We start from the raw sequence: 12,985 nt of genomic DNA, 5'->3' as shown, positions 1-12,985 counted from the left end.
GTACGGGGGGTGGGCGCTGGGCTCGGCCTGGGCGGCACCCGGTCCGCTGCTGGCGCTGGCCGCGGCGCCGTGCCTGGGCCTGGCGTGGGGGCTGCGGCGCCGGCCGGCGGACCGCGAAGGCGAGGCGGGGGCGCGGTAGAGGCGGCGCCGCCCGGCTCCCTGTCACGGCCGGGGACCCGGGAGGCCGGACCGGACGGGGCCGCCGGCGGCACGGCGGTCAGGGGTGCGGGAGGTTGGCGCTGCGGATCCAGCGCAGCACCGCCGTGTAGGCGTCCTCGTCCAGTTTCGCCACCGCGCGCATCGCCCCGGTGTCGCCCGGCGTGGTGGGCACTGCGGCGGCGGAGAGTGCCAGCAGCAGCTCGCCCCAGCGGTCGGCGGCCATGGGTGCGGCCAGGGTGTCGTCGGGTCGCAGGTGCATCGTCCGGGTGTCGCCGACGCGCAGCTGCATCGTCCGGGTGTCGGCGGCGCCGGCGGGAGCGCCGGGGCCTTCTGGGCGGGTGTGGTCCACCTTGGAGCAACGAGCGGCGCGGCTCTCCGGTGTACCGCCGAACGGGTGGCGGCGGCCGGGCGGGGCTCGGTGCCCGCTCATGGCGGCGATCGGACCCCTCTCATATCTGGGATAGAATCCTGAATATGGGAGACGACACGACCCGGATGGAGGCGCGGCTGGCCGGGCGGCTCGCAGAGCTGAGGACGGAGCGTGGCTGGTCCCTGGAGGAGCTGGCACACCGCACCGAGATCAGCCGCTCGACCCTGTCACGGCTGGAGCGCGCCGAGATCAGCCCGACGGCGTCGCTGCTGGGTCGGCTCTGCGCGGCGTACGGACGCACCATGTCCCAGCTGCTGGCCGAGGTGGAGTCGGAGCCCCCGCAGCTGGTCCGGGCGGACCGGCAGACCGTCTGGCGGGACCAGCACTCCGGCTTCACCCGGCGGTCGGTCTCCCCGCCCCACCCCGCGCTGCGGGGCGAGGTGGTCGAGGGCGTCCTGCGACCGGGCGCCGACATCGCCTACGACGGGCCGCCTGTACCGGGCCTGGAGCAGCACATCTGGGTGCTGGAGGGCGAGTTGGAGGTCACCGCGGGCGGCGGGACCCACCGGGTGCGTGCGGGGGACTGCCTGCGCTTCCGGCTCTGGGACCGCTCGCGCTTCCACTGCCCGGGCCCCGGTCCGGTCCGCTACGCCCTGCTGATCGTCCTGCCGTAGGTCAAGGAGCACCGCTGTGCACACCGTCACCCGACTCTCCCCCGAGGCTTTCCGCGACAGCCTGACCGAACTGGCGCACCTGCTGGCCGAGGTGGTCGCCGAGGGCTCCTCGCTGGGCTTCCGCGCCCCCTTCGACCCGCACGCCGCGGAGGCCTGGTGGCGGACCCGGCAGCCCGCCGTGGACGACGGCAGCCTGGCCGTCTGGACGGCCCGGGGGCCCGCGGGCGTCACCGGCACCGTGAGCCTCGCCCTGGAGGGCAAGCCCAACGGGCGCCACCGCGCCGAGGTCCTCAAGCTCATGGTGCACCGCGCCGCCCGGGGCCAGGGGCTGGCCCGGAGACTGCTGGCCACCGCCGAGGAGGCCGCCGCCCGCGCCGGGGCCACCCTGCTGCTGTTGGACACCGAGACCGGCAGCGCTGCCGACCGGCTCTATCCGGCGGCGGGCTGGACCAGGTACGGCGTCGTCCCCGACTATGCGGCGGATCCGTCCGGTGCGCTCCGCGACTGCAGCTTCTACTACAAGCAGCTCCGCTGAGCGGCACGCACCGGCTCAGATGTGCAGGCCGTGGCGCTCCAGCCAGGCGACCGGGTCGATGTCCGCGCCGTAGCCGGGGGCGTTGCGCACCTCGAAGTGCAGATGGGGGCCGGTGACATTGCCGGTGGCGCCGGACCGGCCCAGCCGGGCGCCGGCCGTGACGGTCTCGCCGCGACGGACGGCGATCGAGGAGAGGTGCGCGTAGACGGTGTAACTGCCGTCGTGGTGGCGGAGCACCACCTCGTTGCCGTAGGCGCCGCCCCAGCCGGCGGTGACCACCGTGCCGGTGAGCACGGCGGAGACGGGGGTCCCGCTGGGGACGGCGAAGTCCTGACCGGTGTGACGGTGGGCCCAGTGGCTGCCGGCCGCACGGTAGCCGGCGGTGAGGGTGTAGCCGTGGACCGGCAGGGTGGCGTGGGCCGCTGCCGTGCCGGCCCCGTGGGCCGCGCTGTGCGGGCGGTGCGCGGGCGTTGCGCCTGCGGGCTTCCGGGCCGCGGGCTTCCGGGCCGCCGGCGCCTTTGCGGCGGCCTGCTGGGCCGCGGGCCTCCGGGCGGAGGGCTTCCTTGCGGCGGGCTCCCTGGCCGCGGCCGCCTTGGGCTTCGCCGCCCCGGCGGTCCCGGGCGCCGGGAGGTCGAGACGCTGGCCGGGGCGGATCAGATCCGGGTCTCCGCCTATCACCTCGCGGTTGTCCAGATAGATGCTCTGCCAGCCGCCGTCGACGTCCTCCGCCTCGGCTATGGAGGACAGGCTCTCGCCCCGCCGTACGACATGCTGCCCGCCGGCCGCGCCCTGGTGGCCGTGGGCGGCGGGAGGGTCGATGCGGAGGCGCTCGCCGGGCCGGACCAGGTCGGGGTCGTCGCCTATCACCTCACGGTTGTCCAGGTAGACGCTGCGCCAGCCGCCGGGGACCCGGTTGCTGCGGGCGATCCCGGAGAGGGTCTCGCCGGGGGCGACCACATGGACTTTCGGCCGGGCGCTCGACGGGGTGCCTGCCGAGGGTGCGGGCAGCCGGAGCGTGCCGGTGAAGGAGGCGTTCTGCATGTCCTCGCCCGGGCTGTCCGCCCTGCCGCCCGCCGCGGACTCGGCCGGGTGGTGGGGCGCGGGACGGCCGCCGACCGCTGCGACGGGTACGCCCAGTCCGGCGCCGGTCACTCCCGCGGCCAGCACCAGCCGATGGGCGGTGGTGGCGCTGGTGCTGCGCGGACGACGGTGGCGGCCCTCTGATGCCATCGTGATCTCCAACGGGTTCCGGCGGACCTGGGAGCGTACAAGCGAGCGAGCACCTGCCACAGTACGCACCAACTGACCCGGCGTCACCGGTTCATGACAGAGAGACAGAGAAGCGGACACCCGGGAGTCGTCCCGGTGGGCCATGCGGTCTCTTCAACGTTGAAAAAACGTCTGCCCGAATGACAGCACGCCGACTCGGGCGTGTCCAGCCCCCGGGCACCACACCCCCGATCGCCGGGCCTGTTCCGGCTCCGGGCCCAACTCCTTGAACCGGCCCCGCCGGCCGTCGGAGCCGCGTCCTGACGGCACCCCACACGCCCACTTGCGTCGCAGCTCAGACGACCTCTCATTCGGCAGTTTCCAGCACCGCCGCCGGCCCTCCGGAACCGGAGCCGGACGTTCCCCACCGGAGGGGTGCAATCGATCAGCCTTCCGCAGGGGGCTGTACGAGACCTCGACTCCCTGCTTTCATACTCCTCGTTCCCGCTTTCCAACGTTATACGCGGCGGCTGTCACACCAGGCCGACAGCCGCCGTGTGCCTCCGGCCTCCCCTCACGGTCCTCCGCGGCCCCACCACCCGGGCCGGCCGGTGCACAGAACCCCACCATGGAAGGTGCAGGCGATGAGCCCTGGAAGAGTCCGCATACCGTTCCCCGTAAGAAGGCTGGCGCTGCTGCTGCCCCTGCTCCTCGGCGCGGCGCTGCTGGCGCCCGCGACGGCCGGCGCGACGCCGACCACCGCGGCGGCGTCCGCCGCGCCCGCCGCCGCCTCCGACCAGGGGCTGCGCGGCGACTACTACCGCAGCTCCAACGGCACCGCGCTGGACTTCGCGGCGTACACCGGCACCCGGATCGACTCCTCCCTCCATGTGGACGATCTGCTGCCGACGCTGCGCAGCTACACCGGCACCACCGACAATGTCGCGGTGCGCTGGACGGGGCGGCTCGAGGTTCCCGCCGACGGCGTCTACACCTTCTACATCAAGGGCGACAACGGCTTCCGGATGTCCCTCGACGGCGCATCCGTGATCGACCACTGGACGACCGACTGGGACGTGCAGACCACCTCCCAGCCGGTGACCCTCACGGCCGGTCTGCACGACCTGGCGGTCGACTACAACCAGGGCAACGGCGGCGCCTATCTGCACACCGAGTGGTCCGGTCCGGGTTTCGCCCGCCAGCCGCTGCCCGACGCCGCGCTGCACCTGCCGGCCGGCTTCTCCCCCGCCGACGCGGACGCCGCGGTCGCCGCCTCGGGGCGTACCGCGACCGTCACCCTGCCGGCCGCGGTGACCGCGCTCCCCGCCGGTGCCGTCTCCCATCTGGCCCTGGTCTCGGGCGGCACCCTGTGGTCGGGCACGGTCGCCAAGGACCCGGGGAATGCCTCACGGCTGGTGCTCACCGCCGCCGCCTCGGACACCCCGGTGTCCCTGAACGCGGACGTACGGGTCAGCTATGACGGCCGGGGCGGCATCGCGACCGCGCAGGGCGACCTCGGTCCCTTCTCCGTGGTCGCCCGCAACGACTCCACCTGGTACTTCGCCACCAAGTGGGCCAAGGACGTCTCCCCGTCCAACGCGCTGCCCGACTACCCGCGGCCGCAGCTCACCCGCGACAAGTGGCAGAACCTCAACGGCACCTGGCAGTTCCAGCCCACCGAGCAGGACGCCGCACTGCCCCAGGGCAGGCTCAGCGACAGCATCCTGGTGCCCTACCCGATGGAGTCGGGCCTGTCCGGTGTCGCCCGGCACCACGACTGGTCGCTGTACCAGCGCACCTTCACCGTGCCCAACAGCTGGCACGTCGGCTCGGGCAACCGGCTGCACCTCAACTTCGGCGCGGTGGACTACGAGGCCTGGGTGTACGTCAACGGCCGTGAGGTCGTCCACCACACCGGCGGCTACCAGGCCTTCACCGCGGACATCACCGACGCGGTCTCCCACGGCGGCAGCCAGACGCTGCTGGTGAAGGTCCGCGACACCACCGACGACCACTACGCACTGGGCAAGCAGTCCCGCGACCCGAGCGGCATCTGGTACACCCCGAGCTCCGGCATCTGGCAGACCGTCTGGATGGAGCCGGTCCCGGAGGCGAGTATCGACTCGCTGGTGCTCACCCCGGACCTGGCCGACTCCTCCCTCGCCGTCACCGTACGGCCGGGCGCCGGCACCGGCGCCGCCGCCGAGGTCACCGCCACCGCCTACACCCCGCAGGGCGACAAGGTCGGCCAGGTGACCGGCGCCCCCGGGACCGCACTGCGGCTGCCGGTGCCCAGGGCGCGTCTGTGGAGCCCCGACCACCCCTATCTGTACGACCTCAAGGTCACCCTCACCGACGGGCACAGCAAGGACCGGGTGGGCTCCTACTTCGGGATGCGGTCGATCAAGGTGGCCCCGGTCGGCGGGGTGAACAAGATCGAGCTCAATGGCAGGCCGACCTTCGTGCTGGCCACCCTGGACCAGGGCTTCTGGCCGGACGGCCTGTACACCGCGCCCACCGACGCGGCCCTCAAGTCCGACCTGGTGCGGCACAAGGAGCTGGGCTTCAACGCGGTCCGCAAGCACATCAAGGTGGAGCCGGCGCGCTGGTACTACTGGGCCGACAAGCTCGGGCTGATGGTCTGGCAGGACATGCCCAGCCGGGGCACCGCGGCCGCCGGCACCCCGGAGACCCAGGCCTTCACCGACCAGGTGCACCAGATCGTCGACCAGCACATCAGCACCCCGTCGATCGTGATGTGGACGATGATGAACGAGGGCTGGGGCGAGTGGAGCAAGCAGGCGACCGGCGAGCTCGCCGACGCGGTCAAGCAGCAGGACCCCTCGCGGCTGGTGGACGCGCACTCCGGCGTCAACTGCTGTGCGTCCAAGGGCGACTCGGGCCGCGGTGACGTGATCGACTTCCATGACTACCACGGCCCGGCCAACCCCGCCCCGGACGCGACCCGCGCCTCGGTCGACGGCGAGCACGGCGGCTACTCCTACGTGGTGCCCGGGCACATCCTGGGCGTCGCGGGCGGCCAGGACTACGGCGACGCCGCGCACAGCAGCGAGGAGCTGACCGCGACCTATGTGGAGAACACCAGGAAGCTGCTGCAGCGTGCCTCCTGCGGTCTCTCCGGGTCGGTCTACACCGAGATCACCGATGTCGAGGGCGAACTCAACGGCCTGATCACCTATGACCGCGCGGTGGTCAAGGTCGACCCCGCGCAGGTCCGCGAGGTCAACCAGCAGGTGATCGCGGCGGGTGCCGCGGCCGGCGGGACCGATGTGCCGGCCGGCACCCCGGGCCTGGCGGGCGTCTCCTGGTGGCCGCTGCACGAGCAGTCCGGCACGGCGGCCGCGGACACCGTCGGAGGCCACGACGGCACTCTCGACGGCGGTGCGAGCTGGACCTCCGGGCCCAACGGCGGGGCCCTTCAGCTGGACGGCCGGACCGGTTACGTGGACACCGGCGCCACCGTCCTGGACACCGACCGCGGGGACTACTCGGTGGCCGCCTGGGTCCGTCTCGACGACAAGGGGCACTTCAGCACCGCCGTCTCCGAGGACGGCGACACCAACAGCGCCTTCTATCTGCAGTACTCCCAGGCCGACAAGCGGTTCGCCTTCAGCTTCGCCGGCGCCAGGGCGCTGGCGGGGACGATCGGCGAGCCGCAGACCGGGACCTGGTACCACCTGGTGGGCAGCTACAGCCACCAGGACGGCACCCTGCGCATCTATGTGAACGGCACCGAGGCCGGAAGCACCAGGGCCTGCAATGCCGAGGTGCCGTCCGGGCACCTGGTGATCGGCCGCGGCAAGTACAACGGCGCCGCCGTCGACTACTGGGCCGGGGCGGTCTCCGATGTGCACGCGTACGACCGGGCGCTGAGCCCGGCCGAGGTGGCCTCCCTGGCCGCCGCCGAACCGGCCGCGCCGACGGCCGGCTGACGGTGCGACGGGGCTGCCCGGGGAGTCCCGGGCAGCCCCCGCAACCGGCGCCGACACGGCTTCACAACGTTGTATCCCCAACTCTTGCCAGCCCTGTTCCACCGTCTGTATAACGTTGTAAATCCCTCCACCCGAGGAGCGCCACGCACATGACTACCCCTTACAGAACCCGCACCCTGGCCGCCGTCTGCCTGATCGCCGCCGCAGCCCTCACCGCCGCCGGCTGTGCCAAGCAGGAGAACACCGGGACGGCCTCCGGCGACTCCACCCAGGGCGCCCAGGTGGTCCAGTCCCCCTCGGCGGCCGCATCCTCCGGCTCGGGCTGCACCCTCCAGTCCTACGGCGCGGCCAAGCTCGACCTCAAGGACACCGTGGTCGGGTTCTCCCAGTCCGAGAAGGAGGCCAACCCCTTCCGGATCGCGGAGACCCAGTCGATCAAGGACGAGGCCGCCAAGCTGGGCGTCAAGAAGCTGCTCACCACCAACGCGCAGTCCCAGCTGTCCAAGCAGATCAGCGACATCCAGGACATGCTCGCCCAGGGCGCCCAACTGCTGATCGTCGCCCCGCTGAACTCCGACGGGCTGGAGCCGGCCCTGCAGGCCGCCGCCGCCAAGCACGTTCCGGTGATCACCGTGGACCGCAAGCTCAACGCCACCGCCTGCAAGGACTACGTGGCCTTCCTGGGCTCGGACTTCGTGGAGCAGGGCAAGCGCGCCGCGGACCAGATGGTCCAGGTCACCGGCGGCAAGGGCAAGGTCGCCATCCTGCTGGGCGCCTCCGGCAACAACGTCACCACCGACCGCACCAAGGGCTTCGTGGACGAGCTCAAGGCCAAGGCCCCCGACATGGAGATCGTCGCCCAGCAGACCGGCGAGTTCGCCCGCGACAAGGGCCAGCAGGTCATGGAGCAGCTGATCCAGTCCAAGCCCGACATCACCGCCGTGTACGCGGAGAACGACGAGATGGGCCTGGGGGCGCTGACGGCGCTCAAGGGCGCCGGCAAGAAGCCGGGCAAGGACGTCAAGATCGTCTCGGTGGACGGTACCCGCAACGCGGTGCAGGCCCTGGCCAACGGCGAGTACAACGGCGTGATCGAGTCCAACCCGCGCTTCGGCCCGCTGGCCTTCGCCACCGCGCAGAAGTTCTTCGCGGGGGAGGCGATCCCGGAGAACGTGATCATCTCCGACCGCGCCTATGACGCCTCCAACGCCAAGGACTCCCTGCCCGGCGCGTACTAGGCACCCCCGGAGCACCCCGTCCGCGGCCCCGGCGGGCACCCCCGCCGGACCGCCGGGGCGGCCCCCGTGCACCGGACGCCGCAGACCGGCGGCCCGGGCGGCGCACCAGGTACGGGACGAATCTGGACCGCCGCACCGGGCCGCCGCACCCACCCGGCCCCGCACCGCGGAGCACACGGTGGGCGTACGGATCCCGCACACCAGGCCCACGGCCACCGGCGCGCCCCCGGCGCGGACGCCGCCCCGTACGGGCACCCGGCGGTGGGCCCCGGCCCCGGCCAGGGCGCACCGCCCCGCGGGCGGGACCCGAGGGACACCCCGCGGCGACCCGCACACACCCGGCACACCCCGGCTGCGCACCGTCCGGCGTCGGGGCAGCGTACGGCCGGCGCCCTGCGCGGGGCATCGCACCGCCCCCTGTCGTCACCCCTGGAACCACGGAAGGCCTCACCTGATGGCACCCCCCGAAGCGGCAGCCGCCGCACCGCCCGAGGACACGGACCCAGCCGTGCCCCCGGCGGTGCTGGAGGCGATCGGCGTCGGCAAACGCTTCCCCGGCGTGGTCGCGCTCGACGACGTCTCCCTGACCCTGCGCCAGGGCGAGATCCACGCCCTGGTCGGCGAGAACGGCGCAGGCAAGTCCACCCTGATCAAGGTGCTCACCGGAGTGCACCGCCCCGACAGCGGCGAGCTGCGGCTGCACGGGCAGCCGGTCTCCTTCGCCCGCCCGTACGAGGCGCAGCAGGCCGGGGTGTCGACGATCTACCAGGAGGTCAACCTCGTCCCGCTGATGAGCGTGGCGCGGAACATCTTCCTCGGCCGTGAGCCCAAGAACCGGCTGCGGCTGATCGACTTCCCCCGGATGCACCGGGAGGCCGCCGAGCTGCTGGCCGGCTTCGGCGTCACCGCCGACGTCCGCCGCCCGCTCGGCAGCCTGGGCGTGGGCACCCAACAGATGGTGGCGCTGGCCCGCGCGGTCTCGGTGCAGGCCCGGGTGGTGGTGATGGACGAGCCCACCTCCGCCCTGGAGCCCCGCGAGGTGGAGACCCTCTTCCGGGTCATCGGGGAGCTGCACAGCCGGCAGATCGCGGTGCTCTACGTCAGCCACCGGATGGACGAGCTCTACCGGATCTGCGACCGGCTGACGGTGCTGCGCGACGGCCGCCTGGTGCACACCGGCGACCTGGCGGACCTGGACCGGATGCAGCTGGTCTCCATGATGCTCGGCCGCGAGGTCGCCGAGGTCCGCCGGCACGGCGTCACCGGCTTCGGGGAGGGCCACCGGGCCGACCGCGAGCCGGTGCTGACCGCGACCGGCCTCAGCCGCCGCCACCAGCTGGACGATGTCGCGCTGCAGCTGCACCCCGGCGAGGTGCTGGGCCTGGGCGGCCTGCTGGGGTCGGGGCGCAGCGAGACCGCCAAGGCACTGGCGGGCGCCCTCCCGCTGGACTCCGGCACGGTGACGGTGGCGGGCCGCAGGCTGCGCCGCCTCACCTCCGCCGCGGCGATCCGGGCGGGCATCAGCCTGCTGCCGGAGGACCGCAAGGCGGAGGGCGTGATCCCCGGTCTGTCGGTGCGGGAGAACATCGTGCTGGCGGCGATGCCCCGGCTGTCGCGGGCCGGGGTGGTCTCCCGGGCGCGCCAGGACCGCATCGTCGAGGTCTTCATGAAGCGGCTGCGGATCAAGGCGTCCAGTCCCGAGCAGAAGGTGGGCGAACTGTCCGGCGGCAACCAGCAGAAGGTGCTGCTGGCGCGGTGGCTCTGCCTGGAGCCCAGGGTGCTGCTGCTGGACGAGCCCACCCGGGGCATCGACGTCGGGGCCAAGGCCGAGGTGCAGGCACTGGTCGACGAGCTGGCCCAGGAGGGCCTGGCGGTGCTGCTGATCTCCTCGGACATCGAGGAGCTGGTGGAGGGCGCCGACCGGCTGGTGGTGCTGCGCGGCGGCGCCGTCGCCGGTGAGCTGACCGGTGACCGGGTGGGCGAGGCGGAGCTGCTGGAAGTGCTGGCCGCGCACGGTCCCGGGGCCGGCGGGGGAACGTCCGGGGACACTGCGCCCGACGAGGCTGCCGAGGAGGAGCAGGGATGAGTCAGCTCGCGCTGCGTCCGGGCCGGTGGGCGGGGCGGCTCGCCTCGCCGGCCTGGTTCCAGAGGTACGGGGTCTATGCGGCGGTGGCGGTGCTGCTGCTGTTCAACGCCGCCTTCACGGACCACTTCCTGACGGTCGACAATCTGCGCACCCAGCTGGTCCAGGTGGCGCCGGTGGTGATCGTGGCGCTCGGTATGGCGCTGGTGATCGGCACCGAGGGTGTGGACCTCTCGGTGGGCTCCACCATGGCGCTGGCGGCGGCGCTGCTGCCGCTCTACCTGGGCTACGGGCTGGTCCCGGCGCTGCTGGTGGCGCTGCTGGCCGGGGTGGTGGTGGGCGTGGTCAACGGCACCCTGGTGGCGGTGGTCGGCCTGCAGCCGATCGTGGCCACGCTGGCGCTGTTCGTCGGCGGCCGCGGTCTGGCGCTGGTGATCGCCGACGGGCAGCTCAAGCAGATCGCCAACCCCGACCTGCTGTCGCTGGGCAGCGGCCAGGTGGCCGGGGTGCCGGTGGTGGTGCTGATCGCCGGGGTGCTGGCGCTGCTGGTCGCGGGGATCGTGCACCGCACCACCTTCGGCCGTCAGCTGGTCGCGGTGGGCGGCAACCGGGCCGCGGCCGGACTGGCCGGGCTGCCGGTCAGGCGGGTGCTGACCGGTGTCTATGTGCTCTGCGGGGTGCTGGCGGCGCTGTCGGGGGTGCTGGCCACGGCGCGGCTGACCGCCAGCGACCCGTCGGCGCTGGGCAATCTGATGGAGCTCTCCGCGATCACCGCGGTGGTGGTCGGCGGAACGCCGCTGACCGGTGGTTCGGTACGGGTGCTGGGCACCGTCACCGGGGCCCTGCTGATGCAGTTGCTGCGGGCCACCCTGGTCAAGCACGACCTGCCCGACTCCACCGCGCAGATGGCCCAGGCGGCCATCATCCTCGTCGCCGTCTATGTCGCACGGGAGCGTCGATCCCGATGAAGTCCCTCACCTCTCCCCGGCCCGCAGCCGTCCCTGCGGACGCCCCTCCCGCGGCGGCCGCGGCCGCCGCCCTCGACCGGCAGCGGATCGCCTCGCTGGTGCAGCGGCAGGGCGTCTTCGCGGTGCTGCTGGCGGTCGTCCTCGTCTCCTCGTTCGTCTTCCCGTCGTTCGGCACCCTGGACAACGCCCGCGGGGTGACCGTTCAGGCGTCGTTCCTGTCGGTGGTCGCGCTGGGCATGACGCTGGTGATCATCACCGGTGGCATCGACCTCTCGGTCGGTTCGGTCTTCGCGCTCGGCGGGGTACTGGCGGCCTGGGCGTCGCAGTACGGGCTGCTGCCGGCGCTGCTGCTGCCGCTGGCGGTGTGCGGCGCGGTGGGCCTGCTCAACGGGCTGCTGATCGCCAGGGCCGGCATGGCTCCGTTCATCGTCACCCTGGCGACCCTGCTGGCGGCTCGCGGGCTGCTGCTGAGCCTCACCCATGAGGGCGCCACCACCTATCTGGTGCCGCGCGGTTCGGCCTTCGCCGAGCTGGGGCAGGGCACGCTGTGGGGGTTCGGCTATCCGGTGCTGATCGCGGTGGCGCTGTTCGTGCTGGGCGGCGTGGTGCTGCAGCGGACCTCGTTCGGCCAGGCGCTCTTCGCGGTCGGCGGCAGCGCGGACGCGGCGACCCTGATGGGGCTGCCGGTGGCCAGGACCCGGGTGCTGGTCTATGTCCTCAGCGGACTGCTGGCCGGGTTCGCGGGGGCGCTGAACGCCGCCCGGCTGTCCTCCGGGGTGACCATCATCGGGGTGGGCATGGAGCTGGACGCCATCGCCGCGGTGGTCATCGGCGGGACCCTGCTGGTGGGCGGAGCGGGCTCGGTCAGCGGAACCCTCTGGGGGGTGCTGCTGCTGGCGGTCATCCAGAATCTGATCAACCAGATCGGCTCGCTCAACTCCTCCTACCAGTCCGTGGTCAGCGGCGGCTTCCTTATCGTGGTGGTCGTGGCCCAGCGGTATCTGGCACGGGCGCGCCTCACCACATGACCGTCGCCGGTGCCGCGGGCTCCCCGGAGCCCGCGGCCGGCCCGACCCGGAGGGAACGCCGTGGGCGTCAGCCTCAAGGACGTCGCGCTGCGCGCAGGCGTGTCCATCAAGACCGTCTCCAATGTCGTCAACGACTATCCCCATGTCACCCCGGCGATGCGGGCCCGGGTACAGCAAGCCATCGACGAACTTGGCTACCGGCCCAACCTGACGGCCCGTCATCTCCGCAAGGGCCGCACCGGCATCATCGCGCTGGCCGTCCCCGAGCTCGGCAACCCCTACTTCGCCGAACTCGCGGGGGCCGTCATCGACGCCGCCGCCCGGCATGACTACACGGTGCTGCTGGACCACACCGCCGGGCTGCGGGAGAAGGAGATGCTGGTCTCCCAGGGCTTCCGCGCCCATGTGATCGACGGGCTGATCCTCTCCCCCATCGAGCTGGAGACCGAGGACCTGCTGGGCCGCACCGACACCGCCCCGCTGGTGCTGCTGGGTGAGCGCGAGTACGACGCGCCGTACGACCACATCGCGATCGACAACGTCGCCGCGGCCCGCAGCGCGGTCCGGCACCTGGTCGGGATGGGGCGGCGCAGGATCGCCTTCCTGGGCGCCCGCCGGGAGAGCGCCCGGCAGCCCGCCCATCTGCGGCTCCAGGGCTGGCGGGAGGAGCTGGCCGCCGCCGGGCTGCCGTACGGCGACGAGCTGGTCGCGCCCACCGGCGGGTACGGCCGGGCGGACGGCGCACAGGCGATGGCCGACCTGCTGGAC

The 12,985-nt window shown here is 72.9% G+C and carries 10 protein-coding genes; 8 read left to right on the top strand and 2 right to left on the bottom strand.

Annotation, left to right across the window (positions count from 1 at the left end; all coding sequences use genetic code 11):
- Positions 1 to 217: 217 nt before the first annotated feature.
- A complete protein-coding gene (locus AOK09_RS11905) occupies positions 218 to 589 on the bottom strand; it encodes a hypothetical protein (RefSeq protein ID WP_157875866.1) in 372 nt (123 codons plus the stop codon).
- Positions 590 to 633: 44 nt separating this feature from the next.
- On the opposite strand from AOK09_RS11905, the gene AOK09_RS11900 reads away from it, so the two are divergent.
- The gene (locus AOK09_RS11900) at positions 634 to 1,203 is read left to right on the top strand and encodes a helix-turn-helix domain-containing protein (protein ID WP_055587129.1); all 570 of its coding nucleotides are present in this window, start codon (positions 634 to 636) and stop codon (positions 1,201 to 1,203) included.
- Positions 1,204 to 1,219: 16 nt separating this feature from the next.
- Positions 1,220 to 1,738 carry a GNAT family N-acetyltransferase gene (locus AOK09_RS11895; RefSeq protein WP_055587128.1) on the top strand — a complete coding sequence of 173 codons (519 nt, stop codon included), beginning with the start codon at positions 1,220 to 1,222 and terminating at the stop codon, positions 1,736 to 1,738.
- A 15-nt stretch (positions 1,739 to 1,753) separates the two neighbouring features.
- Here the strand turns inward: AOK09_RS11895 and AOK09_RS41300 are convergent, their stop codons facing one another.
- Positions 1,754 to 2,968, bottom strand: a complete 1,215-nt coding sequence (locus AOK09_RS41300) for a M23 family metallopeptidase (protein WP_217698420.1) — start codon at positions 2,966 to 2,968, stop codon at positions 1,754 to 1,756.
- Between the two features lie 623 nt (positions 2,969 to 3,591).
- Here AOK09_RS41300 and AOK09_RS11885 point away from each other — a divergent pair.
- From AOK09_RS11885 to AOK09_RS11860, 6 genes are all read left to right on the top strand, one after another.
- Entirely contained in the window at positions 3,592 to 6,900 is a 3,309-nt protein-coding gene (locus AOK09_RS11885) for a glycoside hydrolase family 2 (protein WP_063795929.1), read from the top strand.
- 149 nt (positions 6,901 to 7,049) lie between these two features.
- Positions 7,050 to 8,138, top strand: coding sequence for an ABC transporter substrate-binding protein (locus tag AOK09_RS11880; protein WP_055587126.1), 1,089 nt, complete (start codon positions 7,050 to 7,052; stop codon positions 8,136 to 8,138).
- A 454-nt stretch (positions 8,139 to 8,592) separates the two neighbouring features.
- A complete protein-coding gene (locus tag AOK09_RS11875) occupies positions 8,593 to 10,224 on the top strand; it encodes a sugar ABC transporter ATP-binding protein (RefSeq protein WP_055587125.1) in 1,632 nt (543 codons plus the stop codon).
- Positions 10,221 to 11,189 carry an ABC transporter permease gene (locus AOK09_RS11870; RefSeq protein WP_055587124.1) on the top strand — a complete coding sequence of 323 codons (969 nt, stop codon included), beginning with the start codon at positions 10,221 to 10,223 and terminating at the stop codon, positions 11,187 to 11,189. Before AOK09_RS11875 ends, AOK09_RS11870 begins: the two co-directional genes overlap by 4 nt.
- Complete coding sequence (locus tag AOK09_RS11865; protein WP_055587123.1) at positions 11,186 to 12,217, top strand: ABC transporter permease; 1,032 nt, start codon at positions 11,186 to 11,188, stop codon at positions 12,215 to 12,217. Before AOK09_RS11870 ends, AOK09_RS11865 begins: the two co-directional genes overlap by 4 nt.
- Positions 12,218 to 12,277: 60 nt before the next feature.
- A partial coding sequence (locus tag AOK09_RS11860; RefSeq protein WP_055587122.1) for a LacI family DNA-binding transcriptional regulator occupies positions 12,278 to 12,985 on the top strand: 708 nt, incomplete at its 3' end.

This window comes from Peterkaempfera griseoplana, assembly GCF_001418575.1.
GTDB classification, from domain to species: domain Bacteria; phylum Actinomycetota; class Actinomycetes; order Streptomycetales; family Streptomycetaceae; genus Peterkaempfera; species Peterkaempfera griseoplana.
This window is presented reverse-complemented; position numbering and strand designations above follow the sequence as displayed.

What these genes read in the sequence shown, in the direction of transcription:
- AOK09_RS11880 (WP_055587126.1), top strand. Translation starts at nt 7,050, where the DNA reads ATGACTACCCCTTACAGAACCCGCACCCTGGCCGCCGTCTGCCTGATC.
- AOK09_RS11875 (WP_055587125.1), top strand. Translation starts at nt 8,593, where the DNA reads ATGGCACCCCCCGAAGCGGCAGCCGCCGCACCGCCCGAGGACACGGAC.
- AOK09_RS11885 (WP_063795929.1), top strand. Translation starts at nt 3,592, where the DNA reads ATGAGCCCTGGAAGAGTCCGCATACCGTTCCCCGTAAGAAGGCTGGCG.
- AOK09_RS11900 (WP_055587129.1), top strand. Translation starts at nt 634, where the DNA reads ATGGGAGACGACACGACCCGGATGGAGGCGCGGCTGGCCGGGCGGCTC.
- AOK09_RS11870 (WP_055587124.1), top strand. Translation starts at nt 10,221, where the DNA reads ATGAGTCAGCTCGCGCTGCGTCCGGGCCGGTGGGCGGGGCGGCTCGCC.
- AOK09_RS11905 (WP_157875866.1), bottom strand. Translation starts at nt 589, where the DNA reads ATGAGCGGGCACCGAGCCCCGCCCGGCCGCCGCCACCCGTTCGGCGGT.
- AOK09_RS11865 (WP_055587123.1), top strand. Translation starts at nt 11,186, where the DNA reads ATGAAGTCCCTCACCTCTCCCCGGCCCGCAGCCGTCCCTGCGGACGCC.
- AOK09_RS41300 (WP_217698420.1), bottom strand. Translation starts at nt 2,968, where the DNA reads ATGGCATCAGAGGGCCGCCACCGTCGTCCGCGCAGCACCAGCGCCACC.